Source organism: Bradyrhizobium sp. SZCCHNR1002, from assembly GCF_032381435.1.
Taxonomy (GTDB): domain Bacteria; phylum Pseudomonadota; class Alphaproteobacteria; order Rhizobiales; family Xanthobacteraceae; genus Bradyrhizobium; species Bradyrhizobium aeschynomenes.
On record NZ_JAUHIS010000007.1, the window covers coordinates 56941 to 77112 of the forward strand.

At 65.8% G+C, this 20172-nt stretch carries 16 protein-coding genes; 9 read left to right on the forward strand and 7 right to left on the reverse strand.

Annotated features, from left to right (window positions below; translation table 11 throughout):
* Positions 1 to 39 precede the first annotated feature (39 nt).
* The 3 genes from QX108_RS27720 to QX108_RS27730 all read left to right on the forward strand — a co-directional run bounded on the left by QX108_RS27720 (position 40) and on the right by QX108_RS27730 (position 2339).
* On the forward strand, positions 40 to 621 hold the full coding sequence (locus QX108_RS27720) for a YqaA family protein (protein WP_172110136.1): 582 nt from the start codon (positions 40 to 42) through the stop codon (positions 619 to 621).
* The gene (locus QX108_RS27725) at positions 621 to 1235 is read left to right on the forward strand and encodes a hypothetical protein (protein WP_315783657.1); all 615 of its coding nucleotides are present in this window, start codon (positions 621 to 623) and stop codon (positions 1233 to 1235) included. The genes QX108_RS27720 and QX108_RS27725 overlap by 1 nt, the downstream gene beginning before the upstream one ends.
* Before the next feature lie 135 nt (positions 1236 to 1370).
* Positions 1371 to 2339, forward strand: a complete 969-nt coding sequence (locus QX108_RS27730) for a nitronate monooxygenase family protein (RefSeq protein ID WP_315783659.1) — start codon at positions 1371 to 1373, stop codon at positions 2337 to 2339.
* 648 nt (positions 2340 to 2987) lie between these two features.
* Here QX108_RS27730 and QX108_RS27735 read toward each other — a convergent pair.
* The 6 genes from QX108_RS27735 to QX108_RS27760 all read right to left on the reverse strand — a co-directional run bounded on the left by QX108_RS27735 (position 2988) and on the right by QX108_RS27760 (position 12687).
* The gene (locus QX108_RS27735; RefSeq protein ID WP_315783661.1) at positions 2988 to 5711 is read right to left on the reverse strand and encodes an autotransporter domain-containing protein; all 2724 of its coding nucleotides are present in this window, start codon (positions 5709 to 5711) and stop codon (positions 2988 to 2990) included.
* 137 nt (positions 5712 to 5848) lie between these two features.
* Positions 5849 to 6658: a helix-turn-helix transcriptional regulator gene (locus QX108_RS27740; protein ID WP_315799617.1), complete on the reverse strand. Its 810-nt coding sequence runs from the start codon at positions 6656 to 6658 to the stop codon at positions 5849 to 5851.
* Between the two features lie 453 nt (positions 6659 to 7111).
* Positions 7112 to 8683 (reverse strand): ABC transporter substrate-binding protein, encoded by a 1572-nt coding sequence (locus QX108_RS27745; protein ID WP_246739098.1) that lies wholly within the window; start codon positions 8681 to 8683, stop codon positions 7112 to 7114.
* 212 nt (positions 8684 to 8895) lie between these two features.
* Positions 8896 to 10425 (reverse strand): ABC transporter substrate-binding protein, encoded by a 1530-nt coding sequence (locus QX108_RS27750; RefSeq protein WP_315783665.1) that lies wholly within the window; start codon positions 10423 to 10425, stop codon positions 8896 to 8898.
* 140 nt (positions 10426 to 10565) lie between these two features.
* A complete protein-coding gene (locus QX108_RS27755; protein ID WP_315783666.1) occupies positions 10566 to 12197 on the reverse strand; it encodes an ABC transporter substrate-binding protein in 1632 nt (543 codons plus the stop codon).
* Between the two features lie 43 nt (positions 12198 to 12240).
* Positions 12241 to 12687 carry a hypothetical protein gene (locus tag QX108_RS27760; RefSeq protein ID WP_311976267.1) on the reverse strand — a complete coding sequence of 149 codons (447 nt, stop codon included), beginning with the start codon at positions 12685 to 12687 and terminating at the stop codon, positions 12241 to 12243.
* A gap of 714 nt (positions 12688 to 13401) precedes the next feature.
* Here QX108_RS27760 and minC point away from each other — a divergent pair.
* The 4 genes from minC to QX108_RS27780 are packed head-to-tail and all read left to right on the forward strand — an operon-like array spanning position 13402 to position 15994.
* Entirely contained in the window at positions 13402 to 14091 is a 690-nt protein-coding gene (minC, locus tag QX108_RS27765) for a septum site-determining protein MinC (RefSeq protein ID WP_409998561.1), read from the forward strand.
* 20 nt (positions 14092 to 14111) lie between these two features.
* The gene (minD, locus tag QX108_RS27770) at positions 14112 to 14927 is read left to right on the forward strand and encodes a septum site-determining protein MinD (protein WP_315783671.1); all 816 of its coding nucleotides are present in this window, start codon (positions 14112 to 14114) and stop codon (positions 14925 to 14927) included.
* On the forward strand, positions 14924 to 15199 hold the full coding sequence (minE, locus tag QX108_RS27775; protein WP_315783672.1) for a cell division topological specificity factor MinE: 276 nt from the start codon (positions 14924 to 14926) through the stop codon (positions 15197 to 15199). The genes minD and minE overlap by 4 nt, the downstream gene beginning before the upstream one ends.
* Before the next feature lie 21 nt (positions 15200 to 15220).
* Positions 15221 to 15994: a thioesterase family protein gene (locus QX108_RS27780; RefSeq protein ID WP_315783674.1), complete on the forward strand. Its 774-nt coding sequence runs from the start codon at positions 15221 to 15223 to the stop codon at positions 15992 to 15994.
* 303 nt (positions 15995 to 16297) lie between these two features.
* On the opposite strand, the gene QX108_RS27785 is transcribed toward QX108_RS27780, so the two are convergent.
* Complete coding sequence (locus QX108_RS27785; RefSeq protein ID WP_315722249.1) at positions 16298 to 17989, reverse strand: methyl-accepting chemotaxis protein; 1692 nt, start codon at positions 17987 to 17989, stop codon at positions 16298 to 16300.
* A gap of 219 nt (positions 17990 to 18208) precedes the next feature.
* Between QX108_RS27785 and QX108_RS27790 the strand changes: the two genes are divergently transcribed.
* Positions 18209 to 18613, forward strand: a complete 405-nt coding sequence (locus QX108_RS27790) for a DUF1801 domain-containing protein (protein ID WP_315783676.1) — start codon at positions 18209 to 18211, stop codon at positions 18611 to 18613.
* A gap of 417 nt (positions 18614 to 19030) precedes the next feature.
* Complete coding sequence (locus tag QX108_RS27795; protein WP_315783678.1) at positions 19031 to 20161, forward strand: PcfJ domain-containing protein; 1131 nt, start codon at positions 19031 to 19033, stop codon at positions 20159 to 20161.
* Positions 20162 to 20172: the final 11 nt, after the last annotated feature.

Sequence of the window (20172 nt, forward strand, 5' to 3'; positions counted from 1 at the left end):
CCATGGACAAACGCTGTCTGGTTTGCTTCATCGCGGACCATGCTCAGACGGATCTATGACTGGTGTATCGACGCCGCCCACAAGCCGCATGCCCTCTGGATCATGGCGGCGATCGCCTTCGCCGAAAGCTCGTTCTTTCCGGTGCCGCCGGATGTGATGCTGATCCCGATGTCGCTGGCCAAGCCGCAGCGCGCCTGGCTGTTCGCCGGCGTCTGCACGGCCGCCTCGGTCGCCGGCGGCGTGGTCGGTTATGCGATCGGCGCGCTGCTCTACGACTCGCTCGGCCAGTGGCTGATCCACCTGTATGGCCTGGGCGACAAGGTCGAAGCCTTCCGTGCGTCCTATGCCGAGTGGGGGGCCGTCATCATCCTGCTCAAGGGGCTGACGCCGATCCCCTATAAGCTGGTCACGATCACGTCCGGCTTTGCGGGCTACAACCTGTTCCTGTTCATCGTCTGCTCGATCGTGGCCCGCGGCGGCCGCTTCTTCATCGCCGCGATCGTGCTCAACCGCTACGGCGAGTGGATCCGGGTGCATATTGAGAAGCATCTCGGTCTGTGGGTGGCGATCGGCGCGGCGGTGCTGGTCGCCGGCTTCGTCGTCGCATTGAAGCTGATCTGATGTGGCCACGGCGCCGAGGGCTGGTTGCAGCGCTGGCGCCGCTCGTCATCGTGCTCTGCGCCGCCACGGCATGGGCGCAATCGGAGCCGCCGCTGGGCTTGCGCGAGGCGCCGCAACAGCCGCCGCAGCGGGCGCCCGCCGCAGAACCGGCGTCACCGCCCGGCAATCCCGGTCTGGTGGAAGAGTTCGGCAAGCTGTTCGAGAAGATGTCGATCATTCCGCTGAAGCGTCCAAGCGAGGCCGATGGCGAGCGGCCGGCGGAAGGGGAAGCGGCTCCCGCTGATCGGGCGCAACAGCCGCCGCGGCAGCCCGCACCAAAGGCCGGCGACAATCCGCCTGGCGTGCTGAAGGACACCGGCGAGACGCTCTCGCGGCTCGCCAAGCCGTCCACGATGATCTCGGGCCGCATCGTCTGCCCGATCGCCGCCAACGGCACGCCGGACTGCAAGCTCGGCGCGGACCGGCTGTGCCAGGGCAAGGGCTACAAGGAAGGCAAGAGCCTCAACACCGATTCGGCGGAGACCTGCTCGGCCAAGGTGCTGATCCCCGGCCGGCAGCGCAAGCCGGACGACTGCCGCACCGACACGTTTGTCACCTCTGCGCTCTGCCAATAGGTCGTCAGCGTCTCAACGCAAGACCCTCCACGGGCTTTTCCGGTCCCTCTGCGGGCGAATTGCCATGACGGCATGATGTCGGGCATGCTCGCCATCACGAGCGTTTCCGCATTTCACAACGAGGAATTCCCATCCATGTCCATGCCTGCCTTGTTCAAGGGGCGCCTGTCGATCCCGGTCATCGGCTCGCCGCTGTTCATCATCTCCGTGCCCGATCTGGTGATCGCGCAGTGCAAGGCCGGCGTGGTGGGCTCGTTTCCGGCGCTCAACGCGCGGCCTGCCGCGCTGCTCGACGAATGGCTGTCGCGCATCACCGAGGAGCTCGCCGCCTATGACCGCGCGCACCCGGAGCGTCCGTCGGCGCCGTTCGCGGTCAACCAGATCGTGCACCGCTCCAACAACCGGCTCGAGCAGGATCTGGCACTGTGCGAGAAGTACAAGGTGCCGATGATGATCACCTCGCTCGGCGCGCGCGAGGAGCTGAACCAGGCGGCGCATCGCTGGGGCGGCATCGTCTTCCACGACGTGATCAATCAGTTCTTCGCCCACAAGGCGATCGAGAAGGGCGCCGACGGCCTGATCCTGGTCGCGGCCGGCGCCGGCGGCCATGCCGGCACGATCTCGCCGTTCGCCTTTGTTGCGGAGACCCGCAGCTGGTTCGACGGTCCGATCGCGCTGTCGGGCGCGATCGCCAATGGCCGCGCCATCCGCGCCGCCCGCGTGCTCGGCGCCGACTTCGCCTATGTCGGATCGGCCTTCATCGCCACCAAGGAGGCGAATGCCGTCGAGGCCTACAAGGACATGATCACCAAGTCGGGCGCCGATGACATCGTCTATTCGAACCTGTTCACCGGCGTGCACGGCAACTACCTGAAGCCTTCGATCGTCAACGCCGGCCTCGATCCCGACAATCTGCCGACCTCCGATCCGTCGAAGATGAGCTTCGGCACGGATGCCTCCGGCGAGCGCGCCAAGCCGAAGGCGTGGAAGGAGATCTGGGGCTCCGGCCAGGGCATCGGCGCCATCAAGGACGTGCTGCCCGCCGCGGAGCTGATCGCCCGATTCAAGAAGGAATACGACGAGGCGATCGACCCGCCGCTGTGAGGTGGCGGCCTGCGGTCGTGCTTCAAACTCGATGTCATTCCAGGGCGACGCGCGCCAGCGCGGCGAGCCCGGAATCCATTGGGCCGCATGCGCTGTCGTGAGATGGATTCCGGGCTCGTGCTGCGCATGCCCCGGAATGACGAAGGAGGGACCGGCGATCAGTTCGTTGCGATCGCAGCGGCTTTGAGCTGCTCGGGCGTGCCTTCGCATTTGGTGCCCCCGGCGACAACTCCAATGCCGGTGTCATTCCGGGGCGGCGCGCGCCAGCGCGGCGAGCCCGGAATCCATTGGGCCGCATGCGCTGTCGTGAGATGGATTCCGGGCTCGTGCTGCGCATGCCCCGGAATGACGAAGGAGGGACCGGCGATCAGTTCGTTGCGATCGCAGCGGCTTTGAGCTGCTCGGGCGTGCCTTCGCATTTGGTGCCCCCGGCGACAACTCCAATGCCGGTGTCATTCCGGGGCGGCGCGCGCCAGCGCGGCGAGCCCGGAATCCATTGGGCCGCATGCGCTGTCGTGAGATGGATTCCGGGTTCGTGCTGCGCACGCCCCGGAATGACGAAGGAGAGAGCGGGGATCACTTTCGCGACGATCGCCGTGAATTGGGCGTAGCCTCGCTCGCCACCCCGCGCAGGCTCATCTCCACTGACTACCACGTATAGCGGATGCGCCCCGTGCCGGACCAGGTCCGCGAGCGCTCGCCCCATTCGGTGTCGGCGCGGACCATGAAGGAGACGCCGCTGGCGAGCTGCCATTCGGCGCCGGTGGAGGACACCATCAGGTTCTGCGACGGCTTGGCGCCGAACACGGTGAAGCCGCTGGTCGTGCCGAGCGCGGCAAAATTGGCGGTCACGGACGCGCTGCTGACGACGTCATGGGCGTAGGCGGTGCGGCCGAACAAGGTCAGCTGGCCGCCATTCTCGATCGCGATGGTCCGGTCCGTGTGTACGCCGAGCTCGGCACGGAAGGCGGTCGCGGTGCGCCCGGCATAGCTCAGCGCGAACTGGTTTGAGCCCTGCGACGCGGTCTCGGCATAGGCCGGGGTGCGGAAGCCCTGCGCCTGGATCGCGCCATAGGGCGTCCAGCGCGCCGAGAGGAACGGCACCGGCAGGCGGTGGCCGGCCTCGATGCGCCCACCGAAGCTCTGCGCGTTGAAGCGCGCGCCCAGTTGGTCGAGACCGGCGACGGTGACAGTGCGCGTGGTCGACATCCAGTAGTTGGCGTAGCTCGCGGCGGCGCTGATGTAGGTCGGTCCGATCTCGTGCTTGCCATAGACGCCGGCCATCATGAGATCGGCGCTGCCGCCGCCGGCGCCGTCGGACCAGCTCATGGTGCCGCCGGCGAGCGAGAAGCCGGCGCGTGTGTTGGGCGCGAAACGATAGTCCGCGCCTGCAGCGACGGCGCCGGCGCGCGCCGAGCTGTCGCGGCTGCCTGTTGCGGCATCACCCGACAGCTTGTTGCCGGCGCCGAATCCGCTGCCCCAGACATTCCAGCGCATGTCGGGGCGGTCGGGCGATTCGAACGCGGCAAAGACCTCGCGCACGGCCGCCGGCGTGCTGTGGCGCTCGCCGGCATAGCCGAGCGGCGCGGCGGAGCCGCGGCCATTGCCGGGACCCGAGCGATTGGACAGCATCGTCAGGAACGAGCCGCCGAGCTGCGTCGCCCCGCTCTGGGCGGGCGTGTTGCTGTGGCCGGAGAGCTGGTCGAGCGCACGGCCGGCTGTATTGGACGGCATGTTGAGCAGGGTGTCGAACCCGGCCGGGGGCGTGATGCCGCCGACCACCGCGCGGTTGAGGCCGCCCGCGACATTGGCCTGGTTGCTGCTTGCGCCTGGCGCCAGCGTCAGGGTGCTGGGGTCGAGCACGAGATAGGCGTTGTTGAGATCGTAGGTGAGATGCGGGTTGCGGACGTCGCTGAACGTGCCGGTAATGTCGAGCCCGGCGAACTGCGTGCCGCCGAGCCCGCCGGTCGCATTGAGGATGGTGTAGGTCTGTTGCCTGAAGCTGCCCGGCAACGCCACGGCATTCACGGTGGCGCCGGTCAGGTTCGCGGTACCCGTGACGTTGGTCCGGTCCGCCGAGGTGGGGGACACCTCGACTTGGTAGGTGCTGCCGGTGCCGAACTGCAGATTGCCGTTGACGGTGAGGATGCCGATCGAATTGCCGGGAGCGAGCATGCCACCGGCATTGACGACGACGCCGGGCAACTGCCCGATGCCGCCGAGCGTGGCACCATTGGCGACGGTGAGGCCGCTGGAGGTCGCGATCGAGCCATTGACCGCCAAGGTGCCGGCGTCGAGGCGCGTCGCGCCGGTATAGGTGTTGAGGCCGGACAGCGTCAGCGTGCCGGTGCCGGTCTTGACCAGCGATCCGGTGCCGGAAATGATTCCGCTGACGATGGTGGAGCTGTTGTTGCCGCCGACGGTGAGCTCATTGCTGCCGAGGATGTAGTTGCCGCCACCGGCGATCGAGCCGGCGCTCAGCCGGCCGTCATTGGCGGGTCCGGTCGATCCCGCGTAGTTCACGGTGCCGCCGGCGTTGTTGAGAATGGTCGCGTTGCCGGTCGTGGCATTGTTCAGGACGACCATGCTGCCGTTGTTGGTGATGGTCGCGTCGGCGGCCGTGCTGTTCTCTTGGAATGACAGCGTCGCGCCATTGTCGTTGGTGATGATGGAATTGGCTGCGGTGGAGCTTTGCGAGAATGTCACGCCGCCGCTGTGATTGGTGATCGTGGCGGTGCCGGCGCTGCTCGAATTGTAGAAGCTCGTGTCGAAGTAGGAGGCGATGATGGCGCTGCCGGCGGTGCTGGTGTCGAACAGGACCAGGCTTCCCTGGTTGTTGAACGTGGCATGGCCGAGCGTGGCGCTGTTGCTCAACGAGGTGGAGTCGTTGGTGATGTTGGCAAAGCCGGCGGTGCTGTTGCCGAAGAAGCTCAACCCGGATCCCGTGATGGTCGCTGTTCCAGCTGAGCTGCTGTTCCAGAACGACATCGCCACGAACATGCCGCCGGTCATGTTGAACGTGGCGCTGCCGCCATTGATGACGATGCCGAGCCCGGCGAAGGTCAGGGTCTGAAAGGTGGTCGTGAAGCTGTAGTTCGACGCGCCCGGGGTGAACACGAACTCACCGAGGGTGGCGCTGCTCGTGAGCGTCACGTTCGTGGTCGAGGAGGTATCGAAAGTGGCGGTGCCGGTCGGCACGTTACCGGTGCTCCAATTGGCTCCGGAGTTGAAGTCGCCCGTGGCGGGTGTCGCTTCCCAGGTGCCGTCCAGAGCCGTGGCGGGCCGTATCGGCGCCAGCATGCTCGAAGCCAGTACGAGGGTGGTCAGCGCCGTGGAGGCCAGCAAGGCACGGCGGGTCGAGGGGGCAGGCATTCCAGTCTCCGGAGCTGAACGCTTTGGGCGGCGCCGACGGGGCGGCGCAGCACGGCACCCGATCACGCTACCGGTGAGACCAGCCGGCGGTCAGCGTAGCCAAATGGCTACCTTCGGCCGTTTGTGTGCACGTGTTGTCAGCGCGCAATGAATCGCGCCATCAGCTCGGCTCGGCTGGAAACGTCGAGGGCGCGGTAGATCTGCTCGATATATTTGTGCGCCGTGCGGGGGCTGATGTTCAGCGTCGCCGCGATCCGCTTCTCGCTGTGGCCGGCGGCCAGCAGCTCCAGCACCGCGCGATGACGCGGCGCAAGGTCGGCGATCGTGACAGGGGCCCGAATGTGGCCGTTGGCGATGCTGGCGAGGGGATCCGGCCGCCGCGCCAGCCATGCCGTGCTGGTCGCCAGCAGCTGGATGATCTCGCGTTCGCGCGCCGTGAAGCCGACGTCGCCCCAGGATCGCATGGCTGCGACGCAGAGCTCAGTGCCGTCGCCGGTCGGGACGATGGCGGCCACGATATCGTCAGCGCCGAAGCCCCGGACGTAGTCGGTGACGTGCGGGTTGCGATACCAGACACCGTCCTCGACGATGTCCCGCCGCAGGAAGCTTCGCGGACGGCCAGGTGCGGCAAAGGCCTTTTCCCACATGGGGTGCTCGCCATAGACCCGCGCCTGCAGATAGTCCCGCTCCCATCTCTGCAGGGTTGCGCGATCGAGCCCATGGACGCGCGACCGCATCACGTCGGCCGCATCGTTCGCCTGTCCGTCGCCGCTGGCGGCCCCCCCGACCACGCTCCACCAAACCGGACCGGAGCCGATCAGATCTGCCAAGCGGGCCATCAGATGCGCGCAGGCCTCTCCAGGGGTGGCGCTGAGCTCGCCGATCTCTCCTACAAGGGCCAGCATCGCGCGCCAGTCGGCTGAGGTGAGGTCGGATGGCGACATCATAGCTTGCTGCTCTTCCATCTGGGTTCAACCCAGCGCGCGGAATTGTTCCGCCGCGCCACGCGGACGCCACGAGAAGACACGGCTACCTGTCGCGGGCGCAGCATGTCTGCCGGAGTTGCGGTCGGGGTGGGCGGGATCGAGTTCGATAAATACCGTTGCGTAGGATCACGCGGTTCCACCCGGAATACAAGTCATCGTTGGGAGAGAAAAACAACTTTTGGTTGAAATCAGCCGGCCTGGGGGCGGCGATGGGGGCGGGGCTCTCCACCTTCCGTCGCCTCTCCGCCGGGCGAGAGACGCGGCAAATCGCTGAGCGGCCTGCCGATCTCCCCTTCAAGAGGGGACAAGGCCGTCGTCGCCGTCCAGGCTCGCGCTTTCGAGCGGTCGCCAAAACGCGAAAGGCGCGGCAGACTGAGCTGCCGCGCCTCTCGAACGCTGTATCGGGCCGTCCGGCTACTCCAGCTCGATCGCCTGGAACTTGCCGCGCTCGTCGATCGCCGTACCCCAGATCTTGTGCGAGGCTTGGTGCTCTGCGCGGCCGAAGCCGAGCTTGGCGCCAAGGCCGAGATCGACGCTCTGCATGTTTTCCAGCGTGTCGATCAGAGCCTCGGTGTCCAGCTGCGGTCCGACTTTTCGGAGCGCCTGAACCAGCACGTTGGCTGCGACGTAGCCCTCGAACGAGACGTAGGACGGAGCCTCGCCCGGGAAGTACTTCTCCAGCGCGCTCTTGTATTCGAGCACGGCGCTGGAATAGCCGCCGACCGCCGGCACCACCTGGGTGACGATCACGCCGCTGGCATAACGCGGGCCGAGCAGCATCAACTCATCCGACAGCTCGGTCGAGCCGACGAACGAGACGTTGGTGTAGATCAGATGCGGGAACAGATCGCGCGTCTTCTCGATGAACTTCGCGGCCGCCCGGTAGGTTGCGACCATGACGATCGCCTTGGGCGGATTCTTGAGAGCGCGCAGCTGATTGACCGCGTCGTCCACATCGACGGTGTTGCGCTTGTAGTTGAGGCGCAGGATCGAGGTGTCGGCAAGGCCCAGCGATCGGAAAGCCTTGGCGACTCCGGAGAAGCCGGCATCTCCATAGGAATCCTGCTGAGCAAACACCGCGATATCCTTGGCCGGAATGCGGCGCAGCTTCACGAGATAGCGAACGACGGTGTCGGTCTCTTCGGCGTAGCTGGCGCGATAGTTGAACACGTAACGATCCGGCGGATCATTGCGCAGAATGTTGGCGCCGGTGAACGCTCCGTAGAACAGCACCCGACGCTGCAGCGCGTAGGGCATCGCGATGGCCGAGGTCGGCGTGCCGACATTGCCGACGAAGCCGAACACCTTGTCCTTTTCGTAGAGCTGCTTCATTGCGTCCAGCGTCCGCGACGGCTCGTAGCCGTCATCGGCGGAGAACAGGCGCAGCGAGCGTCCGTTGATGCCGCCGGTGTCGTTGGCGCGGTTGAAGGCGGCCTCGATTCCCATCTTCATCTGCCGGCCGAGCTCCTTGGCTGCGCCGGAGAACGGAGCGGCGATGCCGAAGCGGATCTCGTTGGGAGTGACGCCCTGAACGTTGTTGGCGGTCGGAGGCGGCAGCGTTGCGGTGGGCGCCGTCGCGGCAACCGCCGCCGACGGCGCGATCACGCCGGCGAGGCTGGTGGCCGTCTGGCTCGGTGCGGTCTGCCCGAGCGAACGCTCGAGCTCGGCAAGCTGGCGGCCGGCCGTGTTGCAGTCGGTCTGCGCCGCGCCGACCCGATTGCGGCCGTCGGCGACATAGCCGTTGAACACGCGCGTGAGCTCGTCGCGATCCGAGCCGCCCGTGGAGGCCTCCCGGATCACCTCGCGAAACTTGTCGACAATGGCCTGAACGCGGCCTTGGTCGATCGCCTGACAGGCGGATGCTGCTCCCACGATCGGCCCGACCCGGCTCGCAAGATTACGCACCACATCCGCATTGGTGCCCGCCGCGCTGGCGGGCGTTGCGAGCAATGCCGCAACCAAGAACACGCTAGAACGAAAGCTCATTGCCACTATCCCACTATGGACCCCATCCAGGTCTTCCGCCTGGTGAATTGACGCTCTGTCTGCGACGGAGAAGACATAAGACCGTCACCATGCACAGACCAGCCTTTCCTAAGAGCATGACCATTTCGGTAACCCGACACGCCAATCTCCGATCATACTTTAGAACCTGCTAACGAAGCGTCTTCACCAGTTATTCCCCTTTGACGCTAACTCTACTCAAGTTCGATTGCCTGATACGTGCCGTTCTCGTCGAGCGCGGTGCCCCAGATCTTGTGAGAGGCCTGGTGCTCCGCGCGTCCGAATGCAAGTGGAGTGCCGAGACCGAGATCGAGGCTGCGCATGGATTCGAGCGTGTCGACCAGCCGTTCGGTGTCGAGCGGGTTGGTCTGCTTCAGCGCCTGGATCAGGATCGTCGCCGCGATGTAGCCTTCGAGAGAGGTGTAGTCCGGCGCCTCGCCGGGAGCGTATTTGGCGAGCGCATTCTTGTAGTCGAGCACGAGGCTCGAATAGCCGGAAACGGCCGGTACGCCCTGCGTCACGATGACGCCGTTGGTGAAGCGCGGCCCGAGCAGCTTCAGCTCGGTCGCCAGTGAGGTCGATCCGACGGCGGAGACGTTGGCATAGATCAGGCCCGGCACCGCGTCGCGCGTCTTCTCGATGAACTTCGCGGCGGCCCGGTCGGTCGCCACCATGATGATGGCCTTCAGGCCGGGCTTGTGCGCCTTCACCTGATTGACGGCCTCTTCCACGTCCATCGTCGCGCGCGGATAGTTGATGCGCGTCACCGGATCGGGGATGTTCAACTGCCGGTAGGCTTTCGCGACGCCGGCGAAGCCGTCATCTCCGAACGCGTCCTGCTGCGTGAACACGGCGATCTGCTTGGGCGCGATACGCTTCATCTTGACGAGATAGCGCACCAGCGCGGCCGTCTCCTCCGCGTAGCTCGCCCGGTAGTTGAAGACGTAGCGGTCCGGCGGATCGCGCCGCACCACCGCCGCGCCGGTGTTCGGCGCGAAAAACAGCGTACGCCGCTCCAGCGCATAGGGAATTGCCACCTGCGCATTGGCGGTGCCGACGTTGCCGATGAAGCCGAACACCTGCTCCTTGTCGTAGAGCTGCGTCATCGCGGCGAGCGTGCGGTTCGGATCGTAGCCGTCATCGGCGGCGACCAGCCGCAGCGCGCGTCCGTTGATGCCGCCGGCGTCGTTGGCGCGCGAGAAGGCGGCCTCGATGCCCTGCCGCATCTGGCGTCCGGTCTCCTTGCGGATGCCCGAGAACGGCAGCACCATGCCAAACCGGATCTCGCGATCGGTGACGCCGCGCATGGGTCCGGAGGTGACGGCGCCGGTCGTTGCCTCCGCCCTGGTCGCCGTCCCCGGTCCGGCTGCGGCCGGCTGGTTGAGCGAGCGCTCGAGATCGGTCAGCTGCCGCTCGGCCACCGCGCAGTTCGCCTGCGAGCCGCCCGTGCGGCTGCGGCCTTCGGCAATGTAGCCGTTGAAACTGCGGGTCAGCTGATCGCGCTCGCCATCATTCGTGGTCGACTGGCGGATGGCTTCGCGGAATTTGTCGACGATGGTCTGGACGCGGCCCTGAGCAATGTCCGGGCAGGCCGATGCCTGTCCTACGATCGGTCCCACCCGGCCGGCGAGATCCTTGACGACGTCGGTTGCTGCCGCAAAAGCGGGACTGGTGGAAGCCGCTAACAGGCTCCCGATGATCAAGGCGGACCAATGAACCGTCATCGAACTATCTATCCATTCGCTCTAGGAGCTGCTGCTAATCCTCACCGCTCTGATATTCGTGGCATTTCGAATTAATGTCGGGTTTCTCTGTCGTGTTTTTATCCGCCCTTGCTAGGGGCTCACTCCGTTTCGGCGGTATCCTAATCAAGTTCGATGGGTCGATAGCTGCCGCTTTCGTCCAGCGCGGTCCCCCAGATCTTGTGCGAAGCCTGGTGCTCGGAGCGGTCGAAGCCGAGCCGGACGCCAAGTCCGAGATCGAGGTCGCGCATCGTCTCCAGGGTGTCGACGAGCTGCTCGGTGTCGAAGCTGCGGCCGGCGCGCTTCAAGCCTTCGATCAGGATGCTCGCCGAGATGTAGCCTTCGAGCGACATGTAGTCGGCCTGCTCGCCCGGGAAGTACTTCGCCAGCGCATTCTTGTAGTCCAGCACCAGGCTGGAGTAGCCCGATACGCCCGGCACCGTCTGGGTGACGATGACGTTCTCCGTGTAGTGCGGGCCGAGCAGCGTCAGCTCGCTGGCGAGCGCGGAGCCGTCCACCGCCGAGATGTTGGCGAAGATCGCACCGGGGAAGACGTCGCGTGCCTTCTCGATGAACTTTGCCGCGGCGCGCGTGGTGGCGAGCATGATCACGGCACGGACCGGCGTCTTCAGCAGCCGGAGCTGACTGATGGCGTCGTCGACCTCGACGCTGTTGCGCGGATAGTTGACCCGCACGATCGCGTTCTCGTTGGCGCCGAGCGTACGGAAGGCCTTGGAGACGCCGGCGAAGCCGGCATCGCCGAAGGCGTCGTGCTGCGCGAACACGACGATCTGGCGCGGCTGCAGCTTGCGGATCTTGACGAGGTAGCGGACCAGCGTGTCGGTCTCCTCGGCGTAGCTCGGCCGGTAGTTGAAGACGTAGCGGTCCGGCGGATCGTGGCGCACCACATTGGCGCCGGTGTAAGGCGCGAAGAACAGCGCGCGCCGCTCCAGCGCATAGGGAATGGCGACGGCCGCCGTGGCCGAGCCGAAATTGCAGATGAAGCCGAACACCTGGTCCTTTTCATACAGCTGCTTCATCGCATCGAGCGTGCGCGACGGATCATAGCCGTCGTCTGCGGTCACGAGCTTCAGCACGCGGCCATTGACGCCGCCGGCCTCGTTGCTGCGGTTGAAGGCTGCCTCGACCCCGATCTTCAGCTGCCGCCCGCTTTCCTTCACGGGGCCGCCCTGGGGGATGACCATGCCGAACTTGATGTCGTTCTGGGTGACGCCGCGGGTCTCGACCACGGGCGGCAGGATCTGCGCCGGCGCGATCGCGGCCACGGCGCTGGACGGCGCTATCGTCACGCCCGGCAGCGTCGAGCGCGCCGGGGTGGGGGCCGCAATGGACTGTTCGAGATCGGCGAGCTGGCGATCGGCGCTGCGGCAATCCATCCGGCCTGAGGTGACCAGGCTGCGGCCTTCTGCCACATAGCGGTCGAGCAGGCGCGTCAATTCGTCACGATCGGCTTCGCCGGCGGCGGCCTCGCGGATGACGAGCTGAAACTTCTCGATGATCGCCTGGATGCGCGGCCGGGCGATGTCACGGCAGGCGAGCGCCGAGCCGATGATCGGTCCGACGCGGCTGCCGAGCTGGCGCGCCACGCTCACATTCTCGCCCGGCGCCGCCTGGGCATCGCCGGTCACGGCAAAGGCTCCGCTGGCCACGATGCTCCCGAGCAGGATCACTGCGATGCGGGCGTGAGCTAACGGACCGCGTGCTGCCGCTTTCTGCGGTAGGACGTCGATCATGATCGCCTTGAAAGATGTTGGATGCCGGCTCAGTCGAAGCGGATTAGCGAACCCGCTCCATCTGACCCGTCTTCTGGTTCCACTGCATGAACTGCTGCAGCATGGGCTTTTCGGGCGTATCGGCCTCTGCCGTCGGCGCCGGAGCGTCCGCGAGCAGCGACTTGAACTGCGACAGCGCCGGGGCCTGAGCCTCGACACGCTCCGGCAGCGCGCTGGTCTGGTCGGCCTTGGCGTCCTGGGCATCGGCTGCGACCGGCGGCAGCGTCTTCATCGACTGCACGGCAGCGACGAAGGACGAGCTCGCATCAGGCTGGCGCCACACCGGAACGATGTTGACGAAGAACAGTGCGACGACGGCCGCGACGCCGGTGGCGGCTGCAAAGCGGCCGGCGATCTTGAACACGACCGAGCGGCGGTCGCGCTCCCGCTCGAACTCCGGCGGCTCGCGCATCACTTGCGGATTCAACGACTGACGGAGGGATTCGAACACGGCGGTCTCCAAGCGAGCGTCGAGCGGACCTTGCTGTCCCGAAGCGGGACGCTCGGCCGCCTCCGCTGCCTTGGCGGTGTCACCGACGAGAGATAGACGCGCGGCTTCCGGTCGTTCACGCAGCCACCGCGGAGCATAGTGCAGCGGGTCCTGCGGGTTCATCGGATTCTGTTCACTCAACGAACTCATACGCTACTCCTCTGACGCTCGATTCCGGTAAACTGATACGCTTCTGCCACGGTCGTATGAGAGCTAGTTTCAAACGAAGAGCGGGAGCGCTTCTGCCACTTCAGTCCACACGGAATCACTTGCAGAATCAGACGGTTCGCGCCGATCATCGATCGCACGCCGAAAGCCCTTTCCTGCAAGGCGCCATGACACGTTGATCGTGCCTGCAGCGCCTCTCTCGATCCCATGCCCCGCCCCCTGACGAGTGTCAATTGATCGGAACCGTCTAAACCCGTCAGCTCCGAATTATATGTACGTTAAAGTTATCATCATGATGTGATTAAAATGAGGCGTGACAGGTCTTGACGCAGATGCTCATGAATTGCGTCTCAATCACGCCAAGATTCTGCCTCGATTCGATCATCATCGAACTATGTCGGGCGGGCCGCTGTCGATTTTCGAGCGGCTTAGCGTCGATTTAACCATCCGTTAACCATCTCGCGCCGACAGTTAACCAATCACTAAGAAGGGTTGGGTCGGATGGTCATGAGTGCCAGCGCTGAAACGGTACGTCCTCTTATTCGTCTGCGCGGGCGCTCCTACGTCGCCTTCGTGTTCTCGCCGGTGGTACCCATTGCCGACTGGCTCGGCGAGCTCGACGCGACGCTCGCAGGGTCGCCCGGCTTCTTCGTCGGCAAGCCGATCGTGCTCGATCTCTCCGCGGTGGATCTGAGCCCGCTCGCCATCACCCACCTCATCAAGAGCATCGAGTCGCGCAACATCCGCGTGCTCGGTCTCGAAGGCGTCGAGCAGGGGAGGTTGTCGCTCGGCATGCCGCCACTGTTGTCCGGCGGACGTCACTGCGCCGTGCAGGAGATCGAGCCGGAGAAGCCGTCTCTGCAGCAGCCGACCTCGCTGCTGCTCGACCAGCCGGTGCGCTCGGGGCAATCGATCGTCTTCCCCGACGGCGACGTCACCGTGCTTGGCGCGGTGTCGTCGGGCGCGGAGATCGTCGCCGGTGGCTCGATTCATGTCTACGGCGCGCTGCGCGGCCGCGCGATGGCCGGCATCAACGGCAATTCGGCGGCGCGCATCTACTGCCAGAAGATCGAGGCCGAGCTGGTCGCGATCGACGGCTACTACCAGACCGCGGAGCAGATCGACGCCACCTTGCGCGGCAAGGCCGCGCAGGCGCGGCTCGAAGGGCATTCCATGAAGATCGTTGCATTGAACTGAGTAGCAGGAGGATTCGTAACATGTCGAAAGTACTTGTTGTGACGTCGGGCAAGGGTGGCGTCGGCAAGACCACCACGACGGCGGCGATGGGCGCGGCGCTGGCGCAGGCCGGCGAGAAGGTGGTCGTGGTCGATTTCGACGTCGGCCTGCGCAATCTCGATCTCGTGATGGGCGCCGAGCGCCGCGTGGTGTTCGATCTCATCAACGTCGTGCACGGCGTGGCCAAGCTGCCGCAGGCCCTGATCCGCGACAAGCGGCTGGAGAATCTCTGTCTGCTGCCGGCCTCGCAGACGAAAGACAAGGACGCGCTCACCGAGGACGGCGTCGGCCGCGTCATTGCCGAGCTGCGCAAGAGCTTCGACTGGGTGATCTGCGACAGCCCCGCCGGCATCGAGCGCGGCGCAATGCTCGCGATGCGCTATGCCGACGAAGCGATCATCGTGACCAACCCGGAGGTGTCGTCGGTGCGGGATTCCGACCGCATCATCGGCATGCTCGATTCCAAGACGGTGCGCGCCGAGAATGGCGAGCGCGTCGAGAAGCACATCCTGATCACCCGTTACGATGCCGGCCGCGCCGCGCGCGGCGAGATGCTGTCGATCGAGGACGTGCTGGAGATCCTGGCGACGCCCCTGCTCGGCATCGTGCCGGAGAGCCAGGACGTGCTGCGCGCGTCCAACGTCGGCTGTCCCGTCACCTTGAACAGTCCGGCGAGCGCGCCGGCGCGCGCCTATCATGATGCGATGCGCCGCCTGCTCGGCGAGGACGTCGAGATGCAGATCCCGAGCGAACGCAAGGGCCTGATGAACCTGCTGTTGGGACGGAGGGCTGCATGAGCGTGCTGCGGCTCTTTACGGGGCGTACGGCCTCGGCGCCGGTCGCGCGTGAGCGGCTGCAGATCCTGCTCGCGCATGAGCGGAGCCTGCGTGGCCACCCCGATCTGTTGATGCAGTTGCGCGAGGAAATCCTCAGCGTGGTTTCGCGCCATGTGGTACTCGATCCCGACAAGGTCATCGTCCGCATGGACCGGGGGAAGCATGTCTCGACGCTCGAGGTCGACATCGAACTGCCCAATGGCGCCGATCGCGCCTTTGCCAGCGCCGGCTGACGCGTGGGAAGGCGCCCGCTGATGCGGCCGATCTTCCGCGTGGCGGACAATCAGGTGACCGTCAGTCCCGATGCCGCGGGACCGTGGGATCCGACCATGCAGCACGGGTCCGCGCCGTCGGCGCTGGCCGTGTGGGCGGCGGAGCGCATTCCGACGAAGTCGCCGATGCGCATCGCCCGCGTGACCATCGACCTGATGCGGCCGGTGCCGCTCGCCGACCTGACCGTCGAGACCGAGGTCCTGCGCGAGGGCCGCAAGATCCAACTCTGTGCGGTGCGCCTGCGTGCTGGCGACACGGTGGTGGTCACGGCGACCGTGCTGAAGATCAGGCAGGACGCGGTGCCGCTGCCGGAGGACGTGCGCGAGCTGCCGATCGATCTCGTCGGACCGGAAGATGCGCAGCCGGAACCGGCGGACTTCTCCACCAGCCCGTTCGTGCGCGGCATGGCCTTGCGCGCCGCACGCGGTCGCTTCGGCGTCAGGGGGCCGGGGGCGATCTGGTACCGCGTCGACTGGCCGCTGGTCGAGGGCCACGTCGTCTCACAGGCGATGCGCGCGGTGGTCGCCAGCGACTTCTGCAACGGCACCTCCGCCGCGCTCGACTTCCACAGCTACACCTTCCTCAACGCCGACCTCACCGTCAACATGGCGCGCGAGCCGGTCGGTGACTGGATTTTGCTGGATGCCGAGAGCTGGATCGGCCCTGACGGTGCAGGGCTCGCGATGGCGCGGCTCGGTGACGCCAAGGGCTACTTCGGCCGTGTGGTGCAGAGCCTGGTGATCGAGAAGCGGTGATGAAACGGAACTAATGAGTTACGCTCATTTGCAATGTGCCTGAAAGTCACAAGCATCGCGGTGCGGCCGGTGCGCTCCCTCTCCCCGTTCTTCACGGGGAGAGGGCTGGGGTGAGGGGCAGCCACACCCAGTGACGCAAGCTATTCGCTCCTGCTTACGGGCGTCTCTACTCACACCACCCGTGCGGCTGCCCCTCACCCCGACCCTCTCCCCGTGAAGAACGGGGAGAGGGAGTCGACCGTCTTTGTCGCGACGGCTCCGCTAGCCGAGGACTAAGCGGCCTCTTCCTACAAGGCGCAATGCTTACGCAGCCCTTACCGTGCTCAGGAACCGCCCCACCTCGAGCTTCAGCCGGTTGCTGTCCTGCGACAGCGACTGCGCGGCCGATAGCACCTGTGTCGAGGCGGAGCCGGTCTCGCTGGCGCCGTGCTGCACCTCGGTGATGTTGGACGACACCTCGTGCGTGCCCTGCGCCGCCTGCTGGATGTTGCGCGAGATCTCCTGCGTGGCGGCGCCCTGTTCCTCGACCGCGGCGGCGATCGTCGAGGAGATTTCCGCCAACTTCTCGATCGTGCCGCTGATCTCCCTGATGGCGCCCACCGACTCCTGCGTCGCGGCCTGGATGCCGGCGATCTGCTGGCCGATCTCGCCGGTCGCCTTCGCCGTCTGCTCGGCGAGAGCCTTGACCTCGGTCGCGACCACGGCGAAGCCGCGGCCGGCATCGCCGGCGCGCGCGGCCTCGATGGTTGCGTTGAGCGCGAGCAGGTTGGTCTGCCCGGCGATGGTGTTGATCAGCTCGACCACGTCGCCGATGCGCGCTGCCGCCTTGGAGAGCTCGCTGACGCGATCATTGGTCTTGCGGGCCTGGTCGACAGCTTCGGTCGCGATGCGCGCGGAATCCTGCACCTGGCGGCTGATCTCGGTGACCGACGAGCTCAGCTCCTCGGTGGCCGACGCGACCGACTGGACGTTGGCGGTCGCCTGCTCCGAGGCCGCTGCCACCGTCGTGGTCCGCTGCTGGGTGCGTTCGGCCGTGGAGGTCAGCGTCGTGGCCGAGGCTTCGAGCTCGGTCGAAGCCGAGGAGACCGTGTTGATGATCTCCCCGACCGCGCCTTCGAACCGGTTGGCAAGATCGTGCATGTCGCGCTTGCGCCGCTCGACGGCGAGCTTCTCGGCTTCGGCCTGCTCGGCACGGAGGCGCTCGGTTTCGATGGCGTTGTTCTTGAACACCAGCACCGCGCCGGCCATGTTGCCGATCTCGTCCTTGCGGTCGGTGCCGGGAATCGGCGCCGCCATGTCGCCGCCGGCGAGCCGGCGCATCGCATCGGTCATCGCGGTGATCGGGCGCGACACGCCGGCCACGATCAGATAGCCCATCGCGATGCATAGCAGCGCCGCCAGCGCGATGACGCCCAGGATCCAGGCGCGCGAGGACAGATAGACGGCGGCGCCCTTGTCGGCTTCCTTCTTGCCCTGCTCGACGTTCCAGGCGAGGTCCTTCTCCAACGCCTTGCGTGCCAGGACGAAGTCGTCGCGCAGCTTGCTCATGAAGAGCGTGGTAGCGGCTTCGACCTGATTCTTGCGCGACAGATCGAGCAACTGCTTGCTGTCGTCGAGATACGCGGTCCACGGCTTCTTGAACGCAGCCACCAGCGCCTTCTCCTCCGAGGTCGTGACCGTGGGCTCGTAGAGACGCCAGGTCTTGTCGAACAGCTCGAAGCTTTCGGCGATCTGACGCTCCTGGATTGCTTTCTCCTCGGCCGTCGTCGCCAGCAGGAACTGACCTTGCCGGGCGCGATACTGTTCGATCGATTTGGAGATGGTGCCGAGCCATCCGGTCGCCGGAAGCCAGTTGTCGCGCACTTCCGCCGCCGAGCCGTTCACGTTCGCCAGACGATCGATCGAGAAGCCGCCGAGGCCCATCGCGGTGAGCAGCACGATGCCGAAGGCCAACAGGACCTTGGTGCGAATGGAAAGGTTGGAAAACGACGGCATCTGCGACTCCAGCTTCGGTAGTTCCGGGAGGGAATTGATGGGACAGACCCAGCGAATGACGCTCCGCGGGGTGCGGGCGCCTTGGATGCTCGCCGTTGAGGCATCGGTTGTGGGGCTTGTTGTGATTAGCGGCCGAAGAGTTAAACTTTGCCCTAAAATTAGGCTGAGCGGAGGGCCGGTAGTACTACGGCTTGGAACCGCGGGGTTGGAGCGAGATCGATGGTGAGTTCGAAAGGATCGTCAAAGCAAACATCAGGCGAGGCGTCGCAACTGATCGACCGGCGCATCGCGGAGCTCGCCGATTGGCGCGGTGCGATGCTCGCGCGCGTCCGTGACCTGATCAAGCAGGCTGATCCCGAGGTGGTGGAAGAGTGGAAATGGCGCGGCGTCCCGGTGTGGTCGCATGCCGGCATCATCTGCACCGGCGAGAGCTACAAGGCGTATGTCAAGCTGACCTTCGCCAAGGGTGCCGCGCTGCCTGATCCGAAGGGCTTGTTCAACGCCAGCCTCGACGGCAACGCACGCCGCGCCATCGACATTCACGAGAACGACCGGATCGATGAGGCCGCGTTCAAGGGCCTGATCCGCGCGGCGGTCGCGCTGAACACGGCGAAGAAGAGGTAGGGCAGCGGCATCGTCTTGGTTGCTGCCAGTTATGATACGCCATCGGCCATCCCGTCATTGCGAGCGCAGCGAAGCAATCCAGGGTCAGACCAAGGCTGTTCCGAATAGCTCTGGATCGCTTCGTCGCTCTGCTCGCGATGACGATGGACTGGTAGCAGACGGCCAATCCTCAACTGCCCGATGGGGACTGAAAGACGAGCTGTTCCGTCAACGTTGCATCCGTCCGAAAAACGAGCTATGTGGCGCTGACTCAACTTCAACGCAGGAGGCGACGATGTCCAGACTCACGCGCTTCCCGGGCTCGCTGCGCGATCATTGACGCAGGCGCCGGGATGATTGTCCCGGTTAGGATTTAACGATTTCACAACTCATCAAAGAGCCCGCGGCCTTCTCGGCCTGCGTTTGAGCAGTCGTGTCATGACATCCCATTTGTTGCTTGCTCCCCGCCGGGAGCCGGTGCGTTCGTCGTTGCCTGAACGCCGGCTGCGGCGCTATTGCCCGCGCTACCAATCCCGCGTCCGCGCCTGCGCGATGCGGCATCCCCATCTTGCCGATCTCGCGGTGAGCTTTCCGGCCTTGTTGTTCGCGCTGGCGGTGCCGCGCCGGCAGCGTGATCCGGAGCTGGCGATCGCCTGCGTGATCGCCGGTCGCCCGCTCGCTGTGGCCGCCGCAGCAGCGGGCATTCCGATGTGGCTGCGCAAGCTGCCGCCGGAAGCCTTCGTTCGTCCGATCGATCCGTTGCCGGACGGCGAGCTGTTCCGCCGGCAGATCGGCAATCATCTGCCGCGCTCGCCGAAGCTGATGCCGAGGTGGCTGCAGTTGGTGGCCGAGATGGCTGCGCTCGCGCATGAGCCGGCGGCGGTCTGGATCGCTCGCGAGCTTGTCCGGACACCCAAGGCGGTGAAGCGCGAGCACGTGCATCTGCTCGCGCTGTGGATCTGGTTCTCCGGACAACCAGGCTGTTTCGCCCGGGGACTGATCGAGCGGCCGTGGACGCCGCACATGAAGCTCGACGCGGCGCTGGCCGCCGCTTCCGATTGGCGAAGGCAGGTCACGCTGCATCTCAATCTCGGTCAACGGCCGGTCAGCAACATGTGGCTCGATCCAGGCCGCATCGGCGACTACGAGTTCCGGCCGCTCGCGGACATTCGCGACCTGGTCGAGGAGGGCATCGCGATGCGCAATTGCGTCCGGACCTATGGCTCGCGCATCGCGCATAACCGCTCGCGGCTATGGAGTGTCCGCAGTCACGGCGAACGCGTCGCGACATTGGAGATCGCTGACCGGTTCGAGGACGGCTTGCTGCACGTGGCTGAGCTCAAGGGCCCCGGCAACGCCCCCGCTCCGCGCGAGCTGTGGTGGGCGGCCCGGCGCTGGCTGCATCTGCACGATCTGCCGCAGGTCGAGACAGGCAGGATCAAGTGGTGCCTTGCGCCGCTGGACCTTGCCACTTGGCGCGCGCTGTGGCGGCCCTACTGGCTGGCCAAGCGGCGGATTCCGGATTGGCTGCCGCTCGCGCCGTCACGCGACGCGTTGGGAGACCTCTGATCCCCGGCCCG